The following is a 20,537-nucleotide window of genomic DNA, read 5'->3' as shown; positions in this document are numbered from 1 at the left end:
CCGGATGCCGGTTAAATTTTGTCCAGTACAAAGAAAGACTGTCCTCCTGTTAAAGCGGCGGTCATCACCCGATCTCCCGCCTGGAGCTGATCATCTTCTCCGGATCTCAGCCGCTTCGGCACAATGAGTGCATCAGACGGAATCAAAAGTTTGTCGTGATCTTTCAGTTTCAGCTCGAGCGGGGAAACGGAGGTCACTTCGGCCGGCATCAGCTCCACCGGCGCTTCGGCGTCAACCGCTCCGACGGCTAAATGTTTAATGGCATCACTTAATCTCATCAGGATGTCCCCTCCGGCAGTGAATTTTTCTCCGTGACGTCAATCGTCATGGTATGTTTTGTTCCTTGGAATTCATGGCGGTCCGTATCTACATAATAGGTTTTCTTCAGCCCGATTTCCGGAATTGAAATATAGACAGGCAACCCGCTTTCCAACCCAGGAATACCGATCGCCTGTATATTTTTCAGCTCTTTCTTAACGCCTTTTTTCTCAGCCTGCTTCACTTTTGCGCGCTGTTTCAGCTGAGCTTCGTTAATGTCGTCAGAAACCGTTTCGGTATACTGCAAAACGCCGAATGTTTTCATGCCCGCGCTGTCTGAGGCGGAAGCCTTTATCGTTTTATTGTCTTTTTGCAGCCGCATGACGACACGGGTTGCGGTGTCATCAATTGAGGTGCTGTATTGATACCCTGTAATATTAACTCCTGTTTCCAGCACCCATATGTCAGACGGCTCCGGCCATTCACGCAAGCCGAGCCTGCCTTTTTCTGAATAGAGCTGATAATTGCGCCCCGTCTGGCTTTTTGTCTGCTTTAACGCTTTTAGCATCATATCGTAAAGGCTTGTATCATTTTTAAAAACGAGTGATTTAATGGTATGGCCTGTGTTAGCAATGGATGTGACGGGAATTTGAAAATCGCTGGCGATCCTTTTTAATATTTGATCGGCGCGCTTGTTGGAAAACACGTAAACGTCCTGGTTTTTCACAAGGTATTGAAGCATATCGTATGCGGTGAAGGCGACGGTATGCTCATCGGGCGTTCTTGCAAAGACAATGCCGCGGAACAGTTCTTTTCCGTTCCATTTGAACAAAACCGTATCCCCTTCTGATACGCCGTAATACGTCTGGCCGCCCTGCTTTACGACAATCGTCGCTTCGATGGAACGGGGCGCCTGATATCTGTGTCCTTCCAGCGTTACGCTTTCTGTGACAAGCTCGAGCCACTCCGTTTCTTTTATGACAAATAGTTCAATCATCTTTTCACCCGTTTCATTGCGGTATCTTCAGCTTCTGCCCCGGGAAGATCCAATGCCCCGGCTGCCGGATATTCCGTTTGCTGCGCTTAATCATGGCGGTTTTATTCGCGTTCCAGATTTTCCGCCACTCCGTGTGTTTTCCGTAAAACTTGCCGGCGATGTCCCAAAGCGTATCCCCTTTTTTGACGGTATATGTTTTGGGTGAAGCTTTGGACGGGCGCTTCGCTTTCGTTTTTTTCTTTTGTTTGATTTTTCTCGGCGAAGCGGTTTTATATTCTTTCAGTACGATATCAAAATTCCGGTCGCCGATTTCATTGTCACCTTCACTGTAATTGAAACTTTCAATGCTGCATGTGACATTGATTTTTGTCCCTGTAATCAAAAACTGAACGGGTTTTTTCGCTTTCATCCATGCTTCAATGTCTGAAATGGCTTTTTCCGGCGAAGGGATGCTTTGATATTCGGCAATCGGGCTGTACCGTTTCGGAAAAAAAGAAGAGAACGAAATTTCTTTCGCTCCCGGTTCTTCGATAAACGTCACCTCTCCAAGTCCGGTGACTTTCACGGAATCATTCTGCACGCTGTTTGCGATATCAATCGCTTCAGGGAGAATGGGAAGCCGAAGCTTGTCCTTTCCCTGAGACAGCCAAAATTCGTAAACAGATTTAGTCAAAAGCAACAGCCCCCTTTGCTCCGGTATAAATGTCTTTTTGCAGTTCATCAATCAGCGCCTGTTTGATTTTGGCGGCGAGGCCGTCGGCGTCCTGTCCGTTATGGAAATGCTGATCGCCGCTGAATTCGATTTTAATTTCTTTTGTTCCCGTTTTTTGAACGGTTTGGCCGCCGCCTTTAACGGCTGCGGAAACCGTGCCGGCTGAAAGCGCCGCCGGTTCCGTCTGGGACGGATCGGACACTTCCATGCCGAGCGCTTGAGCCGCTTTTTGCAGCAGATAACGGCCCCGGATACCCCGCTCTTCAGGGATGATCCACTCTCGTTTGTTCCCTTCGCCGACACGGGCGATCTGCTCCTTGGTAATCAGACCCCCATTGGCATAACCGACATAAGGGCCTCCATGAGCCATACTTTTAATCCCGGGGACATTGCTGATCGAGCCGTATCGGCTTTTAATATAGCCGATAGCGGCAGCGGCGTTGTGAATTGGGTTTCTGATATCATTCATGCCCGGCGCTTTGTGATCTTCAAAGGTGCTTGGAATCGTCTGCATAAGCCCCTGTGACGGGTGTCCGGCTTTGGCGTTGCTGTCCCATAGATTAATGGAATTAGGGTTGCCGCCTGACTCATGCTGTGCGATCGTCATTAATCCCGGAAGCCAGCTGATCGGCGTATTGGTTGCTTTCATTGCGGCCAAAAGCCACTCTTTGACGCTTCCTCCCGCTGCACCCATGCCGGAAAAGGCTGCTGCAAGCGAGCCTGCCTGTTTTTCGGCGTATTTTTTCACGTCAACTGAGCTGAGCCCTTTGACGACGCCGACTGAAGCAAAGCGTCCGAGACTCATCATGACACGGGAAGGAGAGTGAATATCAAGCTCTTCCCTGAATGCGTCCTCGACTTTTTTGGCCATATCTTTGGCCGCCTGTTTGACTTCGCTTCCTTTTGCAGTCATCCCTGATACGAAGTGTCCGATCAGGCCTGACCCCCAGCCGTTCGCGGAATCTCTTGATTGCACAAACGGTTTATTGATATGTGTGCTTACGTATTGCGACGTTCCCGTATCTTTTGCATTCTGTCCGGCCGAATATCCTTTCACCGTTGCGGCGCCCCATGATGACGATTGGTTAACCGCCGATTGATAAGGTGTTTTCACCTTTGTTTTTAAAAATGAATCGGTGCCCGTCGGCGAAGTATTCTGACCTTTGGCATAGCCCGCAACGACTTGCTTTCCGTAACCGGATGAAGACGAAATGAGGGCATTGAACGGCGTTCCGATGTTTTTTTCCTTCCAGCCGTCCATATCCACCGCTTTTTTGCTGATTCCGCTGTCAAAGCCTTCAGTAAACTGTTTGCCGAGTGATGAAGCCGTCCCGGCAAATCCGGAAGAATCCACAGACGCTGCGGCCGACACAGATGCAGAAGAAGAAACACCGCCCGTTCCCGCCGGAACAGCAGAAGACTGAGCCGAAGCCGCGCCCATATCATCGACAACACGCATGCCGAGCTTAGACGCAGCTTGTGAAAGCAGCATCTTTCCGCGTCCGCGATTGTTGTCGACGGGGATGACAAATTCTTTACCGGCTTCACCAATCCAGGAAATGGTCGGTTTTGTAATGTAGCCTCCTGTGGCGTTTTTGTCCGGTTTTTTCTTTTTATCTCCGCCGCCTCCTGTGACAAAATTCATTATGCCTGAAATCATTTTGCCGCCGGTTTTATCCCAAATCTTTTTCACCCAGTCGAATGCTGCAGAAAAAGCATCTGATATGGCTGTTCCCACTTTTACAAGAGGTTCTTTTATATGTTTCTCAAACCAGCCGCTTAACCCTTTCCATATATCCTTTACCGTATCTAAAGCAGTCTGGAAAGCATCTGATATTCCTTTACCTACATTTTTCACCATGTCTTTCACCGGATTCCAGACAGTATCCATGAACCAGCCGGAAACCGTACTGAAAACGGACTTAATTTTATCCCAGGCTCCTGTAATTTTACTCCAAATGGACGTTGCCACTCCGACGACAGCTGATTTTACGGGCCCCCACACCGTGCTCATAAACCAGCCGGATACTGTGCTGAAGACACCTTGAATCGTCGTCCACGCATTCACGATATTTGACCAGATGCTGGTTGCCACTCCGACGACAGCCGATGAAACCGGCGTCCATACATTCTCCATGAACCAGGATGACACCGTGCTGAAAATCCCTTGAATCGTTGTCCACGCATTCACGATATTTGACCAGATGCTTGTCGCCACTCCGACGACAGCTGATGACACCGGCGTCCATACATTTTCCATGAACCAGGATGAAACGCTTCCCCAAGTATCTTGTATTGTTGTCCAAGCACTTTGCGCCGCTTTGGAAATATCATTCCACGTGTCTTTCAAAGCCCCTGAATCAAAGGCCTCTCCCAAGCTGGAACCGCCTAAACTGCCGGCGATGCCGCCTACCGCGCCGCCGATTAATGTGCCCACTCCGGGAACAACGCTGCCGATTGCCGCTCCGGCCGCGGCTCCGGCAAGACCGCCGCCTGCTGAGCCGACCTTCTCTCCTGCATTATCTTTATTGATGCCGGCTAAATCAGTAAGTGATAACAATTCACCTATGCCGGGAATTCCTTTAGCGGCACCTTTTAACCCTTTCATACCGCCTTTTAGCGCCTTTGAATCTCCTAAGCCTTTCAAAAGCGCGCCGATGCCTTTACCTGCCCCTTTTGTTTTCGGCGTATTTACGGATGCCTGTTTGCTTCCCTTTGCGGATGAACCTCGTTTTGAAGATTTATTCCGCCCTTCGACTTTACTGCTTTTGCCCCTCGTCACTCCGGTACAGCAGCAGCAGCCCCCCAAAGCCCCGCCGGTTTTTTTGGCTGACTTTCCTGAAGATTTTGGTGGTGCTGCCGTGCGCTGCGGACCCTTTGTCAGATCAGGACGCTTCGGGCTGTTGGTGCCGCCGGCAGAAAGGCCGCCCTTACTCTTTTCTTTTTTCGTGCCGCCTCCTAATAATCCGCCGATATTGAGTTTGCCTAATTTTTCAGCGATTCCTGAAAATATTTTTTCTATTAATTCCCCGGCTTTTTCGATGATTTTGTCCGGGCTGAAATTCTCAAATTTCTTTGCAATCTTGCTGACAATTTTATCAACAAATGCCTCGGCTTTTTCGATGATCGCATCAGGACTGAATTTGCCGAACTTTTTATCAATGCCTCCGAACAGTGAGGATGTAAACTGCTCCACTTTTTCCAAGATCTTATCCGGATTGAGAAAATCGAATTTCTCAGAAATTCGGTCAATCGTGTCATTTACAAATTGTTCGGCGCGGTCGATTAGCTTATCAGGACTGAATTTACCGACAACGTCGTCGACTTTCTTCATAAACGAATCAGTAAAATGATCCAGCTCTTTCAATATGGTCTCCGGACTGAATTTGCTGACAACGTCATCAACCTTTTTCATAAATGAATCAGTGAATTTATCCAGTTCTTTCAATATGGCTTCCGGACTGAATTTACTCACGACCCCGTCTACCTTTTTCATAAACGAATCAGCGAATTTATCCAGCTCTTTCAATATGGCTTCCGGACTGAATTTACTCACGACCCCGTCTACTTTTTTCATAAACGAATCAGCGAATTTGTCCAGCTCTGCTAAAATCGTCTCCGGGCTGAATTTGCTCGCGATTTCATCCACTTTTCCCATGAATGAGGTCGTGAACTTGTCCAGTTCGGCTAATATCGTTGCAGGGCTGAATTTGCTTGCGATTTCGTCCACTTTTCCCATGAATGAGGTCGTGAACTTGTCCAGTTCGGTTAATATCGTCTCAGGACTGAATTTGCTTGCGATTTCGTCTACTTTTCCCATGAATGAGGTCGTGAACTTGTCCAGCTCTGCTAAAATCGTCTCCGGGCTGAATTTGCTCGCGATTTCGTCTACTTTTCCCATGAATGACGTTGTGAACTTGTCCAGTTCGGCTAATATCGTCTCCGGGCTGAATTTGCTCGCGATTTCGTCCACTTTTCCCATGAATGAGGTCGTGAACTTGTCCAGTTCGGCTAATATCGTTGCAGGGCTGAATTTGCTTGCGATCTCGTCCACTTTTCCCATGAATGAGCTCGTGAACTTGTCCAGCTCTGCTAAAATCGTCTCAGGACTGAATTTGCTTGCGATTTCGTCCACTTTTCCCATGAATGAGGTCGTGAACTTGTCCAGTTCGGTTAAAATCGTTGCAGGGCTGAACTTACTCGCGATTTCGTCCGCTTTCTTCATAAAGCTTGCAGCGAATTTATCCAGTTCCGCTATGATTGTTTCCGGATAAAATTTGGATGCGATGTCATTGACTTTTTTCATGAAGGTGTCTGCAATGGAGTCAAGCATTGAAAAATCGTTTTTCGGCGAAGCAGGAGCAGCAGATGCAGAAGCTTTTCCGACGTCCGGCATATTCTTTTGCATTGCAGCCAGCTGTGCTGTCACCTTTTCGTTTAACGATAATTGAATGACATTGTTTTTTCCCGTCAGCGAATCAATGCCCGCTGAAATTCGGCCGACTGTTGTCATGACGTGATCTATGACGCGTATAGTGACAGAGTACCCGTTCTTTAACGCAGATTGCATGTAGCGTTTGATACGTTCCATGGCAGGAGTCACTTCGTCTGACGCATACAGTGAAACGGTAAATCCTTTAAAACCCGCAGCCAGATCCCGCAATCTCTCAAATGCCGCTGTCGCGCTGTCTTTTGCTCCTATTTTAACGGTTAAAGACGCAGGCAGACCCGCTAATTGGGTTTGCACCTTTTGAATGACGGCACTGGCTCCGTCTTCAGCTGAAATAGAGATCATTTGTGCGCCCAGCTTTCTTTTCATAGAGCGCTGGATGCGGTCAATTGTTCTTAAAACAGATTTACTCTCTTTGCGTATATCAATTTCACTTTGGCGTTTTGTCATTTTCCTGTATTTCTCAAGCGCTCTGAAGCCATTTTGGATTTTCCTTATTTTCTTTGAAACCCGATCTTCCAATTCAAAACGGGCGGTCAGCTTTGCCATGATGTCGCTCCCCCTTTCTTCGCTTGTTTTTCAAGAATGTCCAGCTTGTAACCGATTAAACCGTACAACAGCGCCTTAAAATGTCTCGGTGCTTCATATAACTCTTTCAGTTCTGATGGAGAATAATGAAGCTCATGCATCGCGTAATAGAGATACACGGCTTCCTTATTCCCATCTTTTATCAGTTTTTTGCTTCTTGCTCCAGATCTTCTAATTCATCTTCAAAACCATTGATCTCAATCGCTTTATTCAGCCAATTTGCATACTCACCGCCGACTGAAAGCACGCGTTTTGCCACCTCGACCGGATCTGCCGTTTTGTAAGCGTCGCGGAGCTCCTTAGACCGGAAATCAGGGTAAATCGTAGATTCAACCGCGATCCGCGCATAGAAGCGCTGGCTGTCTAAGTCTTTTACGCGGCCTCTGCCCTTCACATTTTTATATGTCGTGCTTTCCTTCTCCAGTTCATCAATGCGCTCAGTCGTAATGGCTTTAAAAATAAAAGGCACGATGTTTCCTTTTTTATCGACAAAACGCTTTGAAAGCGGAACCCGAATCTCCTCAGCCTCGACTGTTTTACCCGGCATAAAGAATGATAGATCAAATACTTGTTCGTTTTTTTCGCTCATGATGAAAACTCCCTTACTCTTTTTTTTATAAAAAACAGGCCTGTAAAAGGCCTGTTTCACTCATACCGATCTTAATTAAAACGTTTCAGAAAGCTTTTCCGGCACATCGAAATCTTCAAAGGTAAACGGCACTTCTTCTTCGAGGGCTTCTGAGTCTACGTCCAGTCCGGCGATTTTTGCAGAATCAAAGTTGACGTCATACAGGGTGACGCGTTCTGTTCCGCGGCCTGATGATTTGTCGTCAAGAACGGCTTGCAGCGTAAAATACGGGTCGCTGCCTTTTTTGACGTAATCCATCATAAGGACGGCGAATTTGGATGTGACCTTATAGAATGTTGCCGTGCCCGTTCCGTTGGCGCCTGTTGTTTTATGTCCCGTCATGCGGCGGCCCATGATGTTTACTTCTGATTTGTTTTTTTCCACGTTTGCTTCAAAGGTTTTAATATGCGCCATCTCTTCTCCGTCGAGAAATAAACGGCCTTCTTTTCCTGAAATCGTGTTTTGCGCTTTTAATGCCATCTTAGTTTACCTCCACGTTAAAGTAGAATTTTTCTGCCGCATCCACAGGCTGTACGGCGAGATCGATTAAAAAGCCGTCGCGGTCTTCATTCAGCCCGATTGCAATGTCTTTGTCTGAATCAAAGTTGGCGATGCCGCCCGCATCCTGAAGCGTAGTCAAATATTGAATGATCATCGTTTTAACGAATTGAAGGCCGTCATTTGTCGCAGGAAGATCGCTGCCCGTGCCTTTTTTCGATTTAATTAAGGCTTTCAGTTCACGTGTCAAATCGTTATTCACCGCATCAAGCACACGGACGATTTTGTTTTTCGCGAACTTTTTGTTTTTCTCTGCCGTAAATGTCACCAATGAGTTGATATCTTTTTCAACGCTGACTGACTTATCACGGGCATCATAAGAGAAAAGGAATTCACCTTTGGAAAGACGTTCGATCACTTCATCATGAGTCAGGCGGTGCAGCACATCGACGGCGCCTTCGTATTCAACGAATGTTAAGGATTGATTAAATGCGGCGCTGGCACTTGCGCCTGCCACCCAGGCGGTCGCATCTTCAGCTTTAATCTCCGTTCCGTCTTCCAGCAGCACACCTTCAGTCACATTGATAATGCCTTCATAATCCCCGCTGTAATGGGCGGTCACCCCTTGCACTTTCTGTCCCTGCGCATCGCGAAGGCGTTTAATGAATGCGGCAAATGTCGCTTTCAGCTGATCGTTTTCCGCGATAGGAAGAGCGATGACATCGAAATTCTCCGTTTCAGCCGCAGCTAAAAAATCCGTATAGTCTGAGTTGACCGGTGCTTTATCAGTTCCGCCCGCAAGACGGATGCCTGCCTGCGGGTTTAACGTTTCCCCGGATTCTTCCTCAGTGCCTGTCAGCGGGATGGAAGCCGACAGTTCGCCCGTTCCCGTGAATGTGACATAGCCGTTTGCTTTTAATTCTTCGGCTTTTTTCACCGTTTGTTTGTCAACTTCCGCTTCATCCATGTAAGTGGTCACGTCGAAAGCGGTCTGATCAAGGACGTTTTCACTGATGCGAATGATGATGTCATTTCCTTTTGAACCGCCGTACAAAGCGGTTGCTTTAACACCTTGCGAAAGATCGGCGCTCGCTCTGATTCCCTCTGTCAGACGGTACATCAAAACGGTTTTTGCTTTCTTTTTCGCCTCACGAAGCAGAATCAGTGACGGATCTTCAATACTGAGCCCCACTTTTTTATTCAAATCTTCAATGCTTGAAATGGAAACGAATGTTTTCGCTTCCCCCCAGCTTGATGCGACGGGAAGGGCGACAATCCCGCGTTCACCGATCGATACCCGCTCCTGGGCGGTTGTTTTAAAATTAAAATAGATCCCGGCACGTTCTTTTTCTTTTCCTTGTGTAAATGTTCCGCCGTTCATTATTGCATGACCTCCTTGGTTAAAAATGCTTCAATGTAAGACTTTGCTTGCGCTTTTGTCATTTGTTTTTGCTTCACGCCGAATAAAGCCCCCTGGAGAATCTCAGGTTTTACGCCGAAAAGCTCCTTCGCGTGCTTTGTTAAATCCGCCGTGTCATAAAGAACCGCTCGTTCCGCCGCTGCGGCGTTTTTCTTTTTATGTTGTTTCACTTTTCTATCACCCCGCTGTTAATGTCCACATCCCGCAGTGCGGGAGATGTTTGTTTCTGATAGTAGTAGCGGCTCGTCCAGCGGATTGTGATCACTGCCTCGCCTTTGTCTCCGACTCTTGTTTCGATACGGCTGATGCGGACGAAATCACCGGTATCCTCCCCTGATTCCGTAAGCAGCGGAATCAGCTGTCTTGATTCTCTCACCGCATCGGCGATCCGGTCGGCTGCATAGAGCGCCTGCACCGAGTCGGCATGGAACAGCTTCACATTCAGACTGTATGTCTTCTTAAAGGTGGAGACTGTGTCATTCTCGTCAAAAACATACGGGGGCGGAATGTATAGTGACGGCACCTGAAATTGTTCAGGCAGTTCATTTTCATATACGGGCACGCCGCACTGCTGATACAAAAAAGCGGCGATTGAACCAGTTTCGCGATTCATCCGATATCTCCCCCCAACGTGTTAAGCCACTGATCGAAACGCTTGTCCAGCGATTCGGCGAAGAGTGTTTCATACAAAAGAAGGGCTTTGTCCCAAAACCCATTCCCGCTGATCCATTGTTTTTTGAGCGCCATTCCCGTTGAAGCTGACGGATCATAGATGAACCGGGAGCCTTGAAAATACCCGGGCACCCATCTGACATTTTCATCTGAGACGGTCCAATGTCCGTCATTTATGAATGAGGCATACTCTACATTGGTGCCGATTTCAAGGGTCAGACCCCCGTTTTCAATGATCCATACATGATCCTGCGCTCCTTTTCGGAAAGAAGACAGCAGGCCTTCTGTATCAATCCCTCCCGAATGAATAAGCTCCTCCCGTACCAAGTCGAGAAAATCCTCTCCTGACTGTTCCAGCCATTCGCCTGCCTGACAGGCAAATTCTCCGGATGATGCCTTTTGCAGCGACCGATTCCATTGTTCAAGGTTTTTTATGCTCATAGTCTGTCATCTCTCACAGCGATAACCTCCCAATGGTGCTGTCTTGCTTTCTTCGGCATTTCCAGAATATACGCCTGGCCTTCCCAAATGATTTTGTCATTGACACGCACAACGGCCTCTTTCGGAAAATGAACGAGAAACCGCTGATATACCTTATGATCAGGCTCAAGCTGAATAAGCTGCTGCTGTTTTTCAACAAACAGACACGGCACATCTTCAGCATCGGGCACTTCCGGATAAGAAAAGACAGGCTGGAGCTTTTCGGCGGGAATCCCGAAGCGTCCGGCCTTCGGAACTGACACCGTCTCATGATAAATATCGCATCTGTCAGTGAGCAGCCGTTCGTAGCTCATAAAGGTCTCACCTTTGCGTGTGCAGAAACCGGGGAATAACCCGGCGCGATATATTCACAGAGCAGATGGTGCACCGCCGGTTTTCTGATTCCGCCTTCATCTGCCACCGTATACGAGTAGTCGCCTATCTTTTCAGATTGATAGGCGGAAGCGGCCGCTTCATTCTGGTTGATCAGCGCAAAATATTGAGAAAGCTTTAATAACGCAAGCTTAATCTTTTCGGGAAGCGGTGAGTATATAGGATCAGTGAACGAATGCCCCGCCATTCTGGCCGCCTCCGCCTCCGCCTCCAGAATGTCCTGTATAAGAAGCGGCTCCGGCCTGTTTTTGACTTGATCATAAACTGAATATGAAACAACGTCAGACGGCTGAATTAACATAACTGCCACCCCCGTCTTATTCTTTAACGTTTACGATTTTGGCGCTTGCATCTTCTTCTTCAAATTTGCTGTCAAGTTTAGCCGTCAGTACGATAATAAATTTGCGGCTGCGAATATCTTTATCTACTTCGATTCGGATATTCCGTGAAAAACCGAGAATGATATTTTTCGGGTGAGTCAGAATGATGTCAGACGCATCGTACTGGGAATCACCTTCTCCGACTGAGTACGGCTGCAGATTGGACACTCCTTTGACCGGAACGCCGAATGCTGAAGACAAACCGCCCTGCACCGCAAGATCCCCCAGGTTGGTCTGACGGTCAGCCACACGGTCTTTCCATTCAATCTCCATGCCTTGAGATGTGTAAAATCTGAATTCCTGAGGCAGGCGCAAATATTTTGCAGGAATGGCTTTTAAGCCTTTTTTAAATGTGGCTCTGGACAGCTCTTCCCCGTTTCCGTCAATGACGTGAGATACAGTCTGCTTACGGATTCCGTCAAGCTGTGCCAAGTACGGATCAGAAGAAGATGTATCGCCGTTTACGACAAGCTCCTCAATATCGACTGCCGCCCGCTCCGCCAAAATCTGCATGATCGTCTGCTGCAGGCCGTCTTTTTCAATATTATTTTCAAGCGTGTCATAGGTGATATTAATTTCCGCAATGACTTCTTTCGTATTCAGCTGCACCGTACTTGTTGCCGGGACGGTCAGCTGATCGTCAGTTAAGGCTTTTCCTTCCTCAGCGGCACGCAGAATACGCTGGCCGAAACCGATTTTTTCAAATTTCTGCGAGTCATTTTCCATTTGAATCACACGCGATTCGCTGAAAATGGTCGGCGTGTTCTGCACCATGCGGATAAATGCTGAAGCTTGTGCAGGGTTCATTAAACCGCCGCTTTTTAAAGCGGAAAGTGACATTTCCGCCTTTCTGATGATATCTTGATTTCTCACTCTACAGTTCCTCCTTCTGACTGGGCTTAAAGCAGTCCGCTCCAAATGGATTTTTTAACAGGCTCTTGGCCGCCCGTCTCTTCTTCAGGCTGCTTTGATGCGCCTCTTACTTTTTCAAGCGCTTCAATGCGTTTAATAATCGGCGCGAGCATGTCCTCAACAAGCGTTTTCAGCTTTTCTTCATCAGACGGCGCAGCCGCCCCGTCTTTGTCTTGCGTGTTTTGGTCCAAGCTGTCAAGCCGCTTTAAAAGCGGGTGCAGCGCGTGTTCAATCGATTCTCTTACGTCTTCTTTTCTCATCTTGTTCAAGTCCTCTCCTTTGCGGTTTCTTGATTTGCGGTCACGGTCGAGAAATTGCTTGACCGCGCCGAATAAGCCGGCTTGCTTTTCTGCCGGCTCTTCGTAAACGTCAGCGGTTCCCGCCATGCTGTAGCCCGTAATAATACCGGCTTTAATCTGATCCCATACTTCATCGGAAGCTTTGGTGACAAGCACCCAAGATCCTTTCCGGATCACAGCATTCCCGATTTCAAAGTCATCCGGGGCGACGTACGACTCCACCACCTCGCCGGTCCCGCCTTCAAAATTATGATTTGTATCGATGTTGCGGGCGTCCGCCAAAAAACCGTGAGCGGCCTTTTCAATTTCTTCAGCCGTCATATAATCGCCATGGGCATCCGGGACATCCGGCTCGTAAACGATGCCGTAAACAAGCTTCTGTTCATCCGATTCGCTTTTTGTAAACACCTGCACCTTTTTTTCAAATGACGGAAGGCCTCCGGCTGATTTTGTAAAAAAGAATTCCGTTTGGTTCGCCGCCTTATCGACATAGCTCACAAAACTGATGACGGCATTTCTCAATTCTCTCGGCACGAGATGTTTTCACCCCCTTTCAGGATTGCTCCTTTTTCCCTTTCAGCACCGGCCGGCTGTAGTACTCTTCAGGCCACTCCTCAAGCGTCTTCCCGAGCACTCTTCCGGCCAGATCACGGAGGTCATTAGGAGAGACCGCGCCGGCGGAAATAAATGGCGTAAGCACCTTCGCAATTTCAAGCGGATCGCGAAAATCAGGCCCTTTTAATGTGAGCTGTACATCGTGGAGACCCAATTCTGGCAAAAATAACGTGTTGAGCTTATTAATCAGCGTTTTCCGCTCCGGCTGAAACACCTGTTCCTCCGTTATTTTCCGTGCCGTATCGGCGGTGGCTTTGTTGTATTCCTGCGCCTCGCCCGTATAAAGCGGCGGAAGACGAAACGCGGAGCGGAGTTTATTTCTGCTTTTGTCGTCATATTCAAGAAACAGCGCATCATCCTGCAGAATTTCGGCAAGTGATTTAATTTCCACAGACACGGGCGTAATGTCTTCGCCTCCGTGAAGGTCTTTTTCCTTCGCAATACCTTCCGCCTCAATCAGCAGAAACTTGTGGGCGTTTTCCACCCCTTCCAGGTCATTCATATAATCCTGGAGCTCTTTGTACGAGGTTTCTGACAGCATGCCGTTTTCAACCGTAATGGCGGCCGGCACGTGACGGCCCTGCTTGAAATACATAAAATTCAGTTCTTCCGCTTTCCGGGCGCCGTACAGATTGACGATATTGCCGACCCAGCGCGGAATTCCGTAAGTGCCGCTGCCGATTTTTAAGTGAATCGCTTCATTTGCCCGGTATTCTTCAGACAGGGTCTTTACGTATTCGCCGGTTCTCATGTCCATCATGCGGGGATCGCCGTATTCCTTAAAAAACACTTTCCGACCGTTCAGCATCTGAACATATTTACGGAACCGTTTTTGCCTTTTAATCGTTTTGGATGCGCCGTTTTCTTCATATGAAAATGTAACTTCAACGGGATCAGTCACACCGCAGACGCGCATATGTTTCACATCCAAATATTCAATCCCCGCCGGTTTTCCTGCCCCGTCCCGAAGCACTTCGAGAAAACCGTTGCCCGTTTTTTCGCGGTCTTCTATCGCATATCCGAGGATCGTCTCGGCCGATTCATCAAAATGAAGACATTTGTAAAAGCTCTCCAGCTTCATCCAGTTTTTTTCGGCCCGGGCCTTTTTTGACGGGGAGCAATCTGGGCTATTTACATCAAAGGTATATTCCACATCAAACCCAAAACCCGTAATATTGACCCGATACGCGTCAATGCACTGCTGAAGAATCGTCGAATATTCGGCGATTGTTTTCAGTTCAATGAGATTATAGGGCGGTGAAATGATGTCTTCGCCGTACAGATCGGCAAATTGATCTTCGTTCATCTGCCTTGCCTGCGGCGCGGCCATTTTTGATTTAAAGACGGTGGCTCTAACGTTTTGATAGTTCGGCAACGCCTACCTCCTCCTTTCCCGATTCGGACGTCTCCGTTTTTGTGATGCATCTTTCAAATCCGCCGCGTCATAGTCATCCAGCGCATACCAAATGGCTGAAAGTGTGTGGGGATCAATTGAAAACTCATCTTCCGACAGAACGCCGTTTTTGTTTTTTGCGTACGTTAAGTTCTGCAACTCGCGGATCGTATGTTGACAGCTGTCTGAGCAATAGATATGTTTGAACCGTTTCAGCTTTTTTGTATACTGAAGTCTTGAGCCCGGAAACTTTTTGGCCGCAACCATGCAAAAGCCCTGCCTGCGGAAATATTGGATGCTTTTCGGCTCAGCTGAATCCGCTTTGATCAGCTCTTTTTGATCCGCCAATTCCTGAAGCTCCTCAGCGGTCTGATCATCGGTCATTTTGTTTTTGTAATACTCCCAGAAAATATAAAGGTCTTTTTGATCCGGATCGACGGCAAGCCGGATGACCGCATTGTATGACTCTTCAAAACCGAAATCCATGCCCGTCCGAAACAGGGGGCGCCTGATGGAAGCAATCCGCTCCGTTACTTCGTTGTGCTCCATGACCTGAAACTGCGGAAACACGCGGATGCCATTGACGCCGAACTGTCCTTTGCGGGCGATCCGGTACAAATCAGGATCGTAATGCCGTAAGCTGTCCAGCTGCTTAAAATAGCTTTTCGGCAAAAACAGATTATCGCACGCTGTGGAATGGTGGTAATACGTATCTCCCTTAACGACGGTGCCTTTTTCATACAGCGTCTGATCATCCAATACGAACCGTTTTTTTTGGTCATCACGGAAAAAATGCCGGTACGTCCAATTGGAGGTGCCGACGGGATTTGTGGTGCATATCATATGAAGCGAAAGCTCGGGATGGCGCAGACGCCCGATCAGCTCCTTAAATCCTTCATACTTCACTTCAGAGCATTCTTCAATCCAAATCAGTGAAATATGATGAATGGATTTCAATTTGGCCGGGTTGTCCATCCCTTTAAACATAATCCGGCTTCCGTTTGAAAATCTCAGCTGCATCGGCGAAGACACGGCCTTTACGGCATGTCCCAGCTCAAGCTCCCCGATAATATCTTCAAACAAGGCAAAAGTAGAATCTCTGTGCGTATCGAAAACTTCCCGCACGACAAGCGCCGTCCGCTTTTCACGAAGCAGCTTCAGGATGATTTTCAGCGCGGTATGATAGCTTTTTGACGAGCCATAGCCTCCGACGAGAAATTGGTACGTTTCATTCCAATTGAACAAATAATCTTCAAAGCGCGGGTTAACCGCTTTTTCAATCATGACCGTTCCTCTTTCCGCGTAATGACAATGTCAATCGGCTTTTGGCTGTCTTCTGTTTTTTCCATCTTCTGCTGTGCCAGCTTTAATTTTTCATTTTCGATTTTTTGTTTAAATTGATCGGGGAAAAGGTCAAAGTACAAGGACAGCTTTTCAAGAGCCTTCATCTTGTCGGCAAGCTTGATTGCAATGCCCTCTTTTCCGAGTTTTGCTTCTGTGACGATGGTTCCGTCCAGAAGGTGCGAATCTTTAACGTCAACGTAGCTGATTTCCTGCATAATCGGATTATCATTTTCGTCAAAGAGCGGCCCTGATTTTCCGAAGGCCTGAACCTCTTTTTTTCCGAAGGTTACATAATCGGTAATATCGGCGAAAGCGATTTTCACATAGACTTGAAGAACGTCCATCGCTTCGACAAACACTTTATTGACCATTTCCTTTTTCATGCGGCTGATTTCTTTGGCGACTTTTTCGTTTTTTAACAGCCTGCTTCCCGTCACATGCGCGCTTTCCGGTGAATATCCGGCTTTTATCGCAGATTGGGTGGCGTTAAAGCTTTTCACATAATAAAGACAAAACAGCCGCTGGCGTTCGTTTAACTCATCACCTTCGCCCGGGGTGTTTTTTCCGCCGCTTTCCGCGTTCTTATGGAGCGCCTCGTCCCAGCGCCCTTCTTTTTTCCATCTGCCGATCGTTCTTGCGGATACGCCTGATTTGCCGGCAAGGGCGCGATTTGTGATGCGGCCTTTATGAGACTGATAGATTGTAAATGCCTGTTCTCTTTTTGCGTTTTTCATGCTACGGCATCACCGCCACCTCCGACATGATTGTCTATAATAAAAAGCGGCTTCTAATCGGGCCGCTTTTTGTGATCGTCTGTTCACTTCTAGGTGGCAAACGTATGACAACTTATGAAGCAGGCGATTGATTTCTTTGTTCCTGCTGTTTTTGAATTTTTAGAAGCGCCCGTTTGACCGTCGTCTGTACGGTTGATTTCTTTACGTTCAGCAAGGCGGCGATCCGTTCATACGAAAAGCATTCCGCTTTGTGGAGCAGCAGCATTTCTTTTTCTCTATCCGTTAAAACGGCTAATGCGTCCCGCAGTCTGATTCTGTCTTCTTCAGTCACATTTGCGGAAGGTTCAAACATCAGCGCCTGCGAATAGGTTTCTATGATTCTAGGATCTTTAATCAGCATTCTCTGATAAGCGTCTCTGCGGTCTATCGCTCTTCTTATGCCGGGCTGCCGGCCTTTTTCAAGCCATTCGATGACATATTCCACATCTGTAATGATCGTTCTGATGATTTTTTTATCTTTCAGTTCTTCTGAAGTAAGCATCGTTTCATCGGCTTCCTCCAGCTGCTTGTACCACTTTTTCGTCTCTTTCAGCGTGCGTTTATATTCAAATAGTAAGTCTTCCATGTAGATCCTCCTCTTTTTCGGAACAAAAAAAGGACACCAACCAATGCGCAGCATGTGCGCGATTGATCAGTGTCCGCAGGCTTTCCGTCTTGGACGTATTCTGTTTTTAATTCAATTTAAAGCCGATTTCATATTCGACCCGGGCCAGATCCCCTTTTCGCGTTTCGACAAGCGTTTTGCCGTGCTCCGGCGCTTCGGCGAGCCATGCTTCCTTCTTCAGTCCGTCTACAATAATCACCCGAACCTTGCCTTCTTCCAGCTGGCTTTTTAATGTTGTATGTTCAATGTCAGTCAGTTTTTTAGGATTCATGTTTTACGTCCTCCGTCTTTTTCAGGATGTTTACTTCATGTATGAGGCTTTCGAGCTTATTTATGAACGCTTCTTTTTCTTCAGAACTTTCTCCCCGGAGCAGGCGGAGAGCCGTTTCGGCCGCCTCAAAAAGTTCCGGGGCTTTCGCCATCAATGCCGCGTTGATCTGCTGTGAGTATGAACTTAAGTTAAAAACGGCCGCGATGAGCCTTCCGTTTGAATAAGGGAACTTCTCTTTATCCGCTTCGCTGTAAGCGGAATAAATGTAAATGGGTTTTTCTTCTCCGCTGTTTACGGCCCGCCATGGAGCGGGGCTGTGATTTTCTTGCAATGGTTATCCTCACTTTCCATCAGCCTCATGCCATGCTTCAATTTGCTTTTCTATCCGTTTCGCCCTGAACAGCAGGCAAAAAAGCCATTTGATATATTTATACACGTGCATCAAGCCTCGCTTTTGCGTCTTGAACCATTCGCTCAAGACGTTTAATGACCGGCGTTAAATCAGTGCCTGTTTTGCAGTTCGGGCAAGGGTGAAAGACAGCGCCGAAACCCGTTTCCGTCATAATGACCTTCTTCGGCCCGCACAGCTTACACATTATCTCGCCCCCTCTAATCTGTGGTTTACGTCAAATGAATTGCCATTAATGATGACTAAATAATCGCTGCACATCTCATAAATTCTTGTGCCTAAGGCTTCATCAACCTGCACCAGTCCGTCACAGGCCAGCTCGCTCGAGATAAGAACCGGCTTATGATTTAAATAGCGGTAATTCACGACGGCGTACATTTGTTCAATCTGCCAATCGGTCGCCCGGGGTTTTCCGTTCAGCGGTTTGAACAGATCGTCAATAAAAAGCACATCCGCCTGTTTCATACGGCCAAGCTTTGCATCAAGCAGATCAAAATCATTTTTTAAATCCGTAAAGCCCTCCACAAAAGGAAAATACAGCACCGGTGTCTGCTTCTGTCTCATGACATAATTGCTGAGAGCGGTCAAAAGATGGGTTTTTCCCGATCCCGGACGCCCTAAAAGGGCAATGCTGTTTTTCCGGCAGTTTTTAATCTTGTCGAAGTTTTCAACATATTCAAGGGCGCACTCATATGCGTCGACGACTGCCTGAGGCTTGCCCCGCGTGATAAACCCTTTGAAATCCAGCTTCCGAAAGGCGCCTGTAATCTCACTTGCGCTGAGAATGCGCTCTGCTTTTCGTTCGGCGGCGCAGCGGCACTTAACCCACACATCCATTCCAAGCTGGTTTTTGAGATAACCGCCCTGATCTTTACAGAGCGGACAGTCAAAGCGGCTTTCGCCTGATTCTTCCGGTCTGTCCGCCAGTAATGGACGTTTTCCGTTTTTCAGGTCGGCCAGTATCTGCTCGATCGTTCGTTTTGTCATGTATCGTATTCCTCTCTTTTTTTGTTGTGATTGTCCTTCCCGCAATTCGTGCATTCAAGCGGTCTTCCATATACTTGGCGCAATAGCTGAAAGCCTTGATCGTTTCAGCTGAAGAGGTGCGCCGCTGTTCAAAAGCTGTAAAGCATTCGCCGAGCCATTTGATTGCTTCTTGTGCTGACGCACCGAGGGAAACAATACGGGCGATGGCCTGATAATCCCGGGGCGACGGGTATACGCTCCGCCCCTCCTGTGCAGACCTTAATCTGATAAAATGGGCGGCAATGTCGTTAATCGCTTCTTCAGCAGTATGATTTTTTGTTATATCTATTTCTCTCCGGACATTTTTGTCCCGGTGATCCGCCGATATTGTCCGGTCTGTGACTTCCGGGCGGGTCAATGTCTTTTTCTGCGTGAATCTTTTCGAGTACTTTACGGAGACGATGAGTCCGTAAGGGGCGCGGACGGTTTTGATATATTCATGCTGTTCCAAAACCTCAAGCCACCGTCTGACGGTTTTTTCGCTGACGGCAAATACGTCGGCCATTTCTCTTGCTTTTAAGGGCTTATGTCCGAGGACGATCCCCCACTTTACGCCGTCTTTTACGTGTTCCTTTGTCGTTGAGCTGATGAACCATAAAAACAGCCAAATAGCAGACCCTATTTTGTCATAATGTTCTGAATTCAATAATCCGGAATAGATGAAAAACGGGTAGCTTTTACGATTCATATTGGACGTCTCCGTTTGTCTTCAGACTTATATAGCGTTCATACTGCAATCGGTTATCAAATCGGAATACCGGAAGTCCGCAAGCGGTAAAAGATATCGAGCCGCCTGCTTTTCCTAAACATCTTTGGTCAGCCGGATTGCTGCTGAAACGGATGATAATCGGCTTCATCTCTCACCCTCCTGATCAATTTTTTATCGCATGTTGATACATTTTGTATCCCTATGATGTTGATTATATACGATACAATTCGTATCATCAAGACCTTTTTGATACTTTTTTTATCATCACTTTATTTTGATACATTTTGTATCTATAATCATAAGTAACTTAGGGTGTTGAAAAAAGAGAGGTCATTCGGATGATAGGCGGAAGATTAAAGAGTCTCAGAGGAAAGAAAACGCAGGAAGAAGTCGCAAATCATATCGGTGTCTCGCGCGCCAGATATTCTCATTATGAAAACGGCCGATCTGAACCCGATTACGACACGCTGCAAAAGCTTGCGGATTATTTCAAAGTGTCGACTGATTATTTGTTAACCGGAAAAGAACCTTCAGATGAAGACATGTTTGCCGATCCCGACCTGCAGATCGCATATCGGGACATGCAGGACTTTTCCCCGGAAAGCAAGCAGCAGGCCATTGAATTCATTAATTATTTAAAAGAAAAAGAGAAAAACCGCAGGCCGAAACATAAATAAACCGCTCT

Annotated in this window: 26 protein-coding genes; 1 reads left to right on the top strand and 25 read right to left on the bottom strand. The window is 47.3% G+C overall.

Annotation, left to right across the window (positions count from 1 at the left end):
- Positions 1 to 11: 11 nt before the first annotated feature.
- The 25 genes from SB847_RS02045 to SB847_RS01925 form a co-directional block, all read right to left on the bottom strand.
- Positions 12 to 278, bottom strand: coding sequence for a DUF2577 family protein (locus SB847_RS02045; RefSeq protein WP_007610818.1), 267 nt, complete (start codon positions 276 to 278; stop codon positions 12 to 14).
- Positions 278 to 1,255, bottom strand: a complete 978-nt coding sequence (locus SB847_RS02040) for an XkdQ/YqbQ family protein (RefSeq protein ID WP_265972139.1) — start codon at positions 1,253 to 1,255, stop codon at positions 278 to 280. Before SB847_RS02040 ends, SB847_RS02045 begins: the two co-directional genes overlap by 1 nt.
- Before the next feature lie 13 nt (positions 1,256 to 1,268).
- Entirely contained in the window at positions 1,269 to 1,928 is a 660-nt protein-coding gene (locus SB847_RS02035) for a LysM peptidoglycan-binding domain-containing protein (protein WP_410562687.1), read from the bottom strand.
- Positions 1,921 to 6,966 (bottom strand): transglycosylase SLT domain-containing protein, encoded by a 5,046-nt coding sequence (locus SB847_RS02030; RefSeq protein ID WP_410562689.1) that lies wholly within the window; start codon positions 6,964 to 6,966, stop codon positions 1,921 to 1,923. The genes SB847_RS02035 and SB847_RS02030 overlap by 8 nt, the downstream gene beginning before the upstream one ends.
- Positions 6,954 to 7,106, bottom strand: a complete 153-nt coding sequence (locus SB847_RS02025) for a hypothetical protein (RefSeq protein ID WP_015239684.1) — start codon at positions 7,104 to 7,106, stop codon at positions 6,954 to 6,956. The genes SB847_RS02030 and SB847_RS02025 overlap by 13 nt, the downstream gene beginning before the upstream one ends.
- Positions 7,107 to 7,147: 41 nt before the next feature.
- The gene (locus tag SB847_RS02020) at positions 7,148 to 7,594 is read right to left on the bottom strand and encodes a phage tail assembly chaperone (RefSeq protein WP_032874591.1); all 447 of its coding nucleotides are present in this window, start codon (positions 7,592 to 7,594) and stop codon (positions 7,148 to 7,150) included.
- Between the two features lie 75 nt (positions 7,595 to 7,669).
- Positions 7,670 to 8,113 carry a phage tail tube protein gene (locus SB847_RS02015; protein ID WP_003154837.1) on the bottom strand — a complete coding sequence of 148 codons (444 nt, stop codon included), beginning with the start codon at positions 8,111 to 8,113 and terminating at the stop codon, positions 7,670 to 7,672.
- A gap of 1 nt (position 8,114) precedes the next feature.
- Complete coding sequence (locus tag SB847_RS02010; RefSeq protein WP_410562693.1) at positions 8,115 to 9,512, bottom strand: phage tail sheath family protein; 1,398 nt, start codon at positions 9,510 to 9,512, stop codon at positions 8,115 to 8,117.
- A complete protein-coding gene (locus SB847_RS02005; protein WP_007610809.1) occupies positions 9,512 to 9,721 on the bottom strand; it encodes a YqzN/YkzM domain-containing protein in 210 nt (69 codons plus the stop codon). The genes SB847_RS02010 and SB847_RS02005 overlap by 1 nt, the downstream gene beginning before the upstream one ends.
- Complete coding sequence (locus SB847_RS02000; RefSeq protein WP_007610808.1) at positions 9,718 to 10,164, bottom strand: hypothetical protein; 447 nt, start codon at positions 10,162 to 10,164, stop codon at positions 9,718 to 9,720. Before SB847_RS02000 ends, SB847_RS02005 begins: the two co-directional genes overlap by 4 nt.
- Positions 10,161 to 10,664 (bottom strand): HK97 gp10 family phage protein, encoded by a 504-nt coding sequence (locus SB847_RS01995; protein ID WP_410562697.1) that lies wholly within the window; start codon positions 10,662 to 10,664, stop codon positions 10,161 to 10,163. The genes SB847_RS02000 and SB847_RS01995 overlap by 4 nt, the downstream gene beginning before the upstream one ends.
- Positions 10,661 to 11,017: a DUF3599 family protein gene (locus SB847_RS01990; protein WP_007610806.1), complete on the bottom strand. Its 357-nt coding sequence runs from the start codon at positions 11,015 to 11,017 to the stop codon at positions 10,661 to 10,663. Before SB847_RS01990 ends, SB847_RS01995 begins: the two co-directional genes overlap by 4 nt.
- On the bottom strand, positions 11,014 to 11,397 hold the full coding sequence (gene yqbG / locus SB847_RS01985) for a protein YqbG (RefSeq protein ID WP_032874585.1): 384 nt from the start codon (positions 11,395 to 11,397) through the stop codon (positions 11,014 to 11,016). The genes SB847_RS01990 and yqbG overlap by 4 nt, the downstream gene beginning before the upstream one ends.
- Positions 11,398 to 11,413: 16 nt before the next feature.
- The gene (locus SB847_RS01980) at positions 11,414 to 12,349 is read right to left on the bottom strand and encodes a phage major capsid protein (protein WP_007407274.1); all 936 of its coding nucleotides are present in this window, start codon (positions 12,347 to 12,349) and stop codon (positions 11,414 to 11,416) included.
- A gap of 26 nt (positions 12,350 to 12,375) precedes the next feature.
- Positions 12,376 to 13,221, bottom strand: coding sequence for an XkdF-like putative serine protease domain-containing protein (locus SB847_RS01975; protein WP_130571089.1), 846 nt, complete (start codon positions 13,219 to 13,221; stop codon positions 12,376 to 12,378).
- Between the two features lie 19 nt (positions 13,222 to 13,240).
- Positions 13,241 to 14,632, bottom strand: a complete 1,392-nt coding sequence (locus tag SB847_RS01970; protein WP_088412335.1) for a phage portal protein — start codon at positions 14,630 to 14,632, stop codon at positions 13,241 to 13,243.
- A 48-nt stretch (positions 14,633 to 14,680) separates the two neighbouring features.
- Complete coding sequence (locus tag SB847_RS01965) at positions 14,681 to 15,979, bottom strand: PBSX family phage terminase large subunit (protein ID WP_410577305.1); 1,299 nt, start codon at positions 15,977 to 15,979, stop codon at positions 14,681 to 14,683.
- Positions 15,976 to 16,773 (bottom strand): terminase small subunit, encoded by a 798-nt coding sequence (locus SB847_RS01960; protein ID WP_044802860.1) that lies wholly within the window; start codon positions 16,771 to 16,773, stop codon positions 15,976 to 15,978. The genes SB847_RS01965 and SB847_RS01960 overlap by 4 nt, the downstream gene beginning before the upstream one ends.
- Positions 16,774 to 16,885: 112 nt before the next feature.
- On the bottom strand, positions 16,886 to 17,398 hold the full coding sequence (locus SB847_RS01955) for a sigma-70 family RNA polymerase sigma factor (protein WP_032874577.1): 513 nt from the start codon (positions 17,396 to 17,398) through the stop codon (positions 16,886 to 16,888).
- 106 nt (positions 17,399 to 17,504) lie between these two features.
- Positions 17,505 to 17,708 (bottom strand): XtrA/YqaO family protein, encoded by a 204-nt coding sequence (locus SB847_RS01950; protein ID WP_003154859.1) that lies wholly within the window; start codon positions 17,706 to 17,708, stop codon positions 17,505 to 17,507.
- Complete coding sequence (locus SB847_RS01945; protein WP_088462249.1) at positions 17,698 to 18,039, bottom strand: phage portal protein; 342 nt, start codon at positions 18,037 to 18,039, stop codon at positions 17,698 to 17,700. Before SB847_RS01945 ends, SB847_RS01950 begins: the two co-directional genes overlap by 11 nt.
- A gap of 97 nt (positions 18,040 to 18,136) precedes the next feature.
- Positions 18,137 to 18,304, bottom strand: coding sequence for a hypothetical protein (locus tag SB847_RS01940; protein WP_162839610.1), 168 nt, complete (start codon positions 18,302 to 18,304; stop codon positions 18,137 to 18,139).
- A complete protein-coding gene (locus SB847_RS01935; protein ID WP_308825653.1) occupies positions 18,304 to 19,104 on the bottom strand; it encodes an ATP-binding protein in 801 nt (266 codons plus the stop codon). The genes SB847_RS01940 and SB847_RS01935 overlap by 1 nt, the downstream gene beginning before the upstream one ends.
- A complete protein-coding gene (locus SB847_RS01930; RefSeq protein WP_410562712.1) occupies positions 19,004 to 19,831 on the bottom strand; it encodes a phage portal protein in 828 nt (275 codons plus the stop codon). Before SB847_RS01930 ends, SB847_RS01935 begins: the two co-directional genes overlap by 101 nt.
- Positions 19,821 to 20,000: a hypothetical protein gene (locus SB847_RS01925; protein WP_038457727.1), complete on the bottom strand. Its 180-nt coding sequence runs from the start codon at positions 19,998 to 20,000 to the stop codon at positions 19,821 to 19,823. The genes SB847_RS01930 and SB847_RS01925 overlap by 11 nt, the downstream gene beginning before the upstream one ends.
- Positions 20,001 to 20,190: 190 nt before the next feature.
- On the opposite strand from SB847_RS01925, the gene xre reads away from it, so the two are divergent.
- A complete protein-coding gene (gene xre / locus SB847_RS01920) occupies positions 20,191 to 20,529 on the top strand; it encodes an HTH-type transcriptional regulator Xre (RefSeq protein WP_003154871.1) in 339 nt (112 codons plus the stop codon).
- Positions 20,530 to 20,537 lie beyond the last annotated feature (8 nt).

This window comes from Bacillus sp. SIMBA_026 (assembly GCF_046535335.1).
Taxonomy (GTDB): domain Bacteria; phylum Bacillota; class Bacilli; order Bacillales; family Bacillaceae; genus Bacillus; species Bacillus velezensis.
The sequence above is the reverse complement of the archived record's forward strand: the minus strand, read 5'-3'. Positions and strand labels throughout refer to the sequence as shown.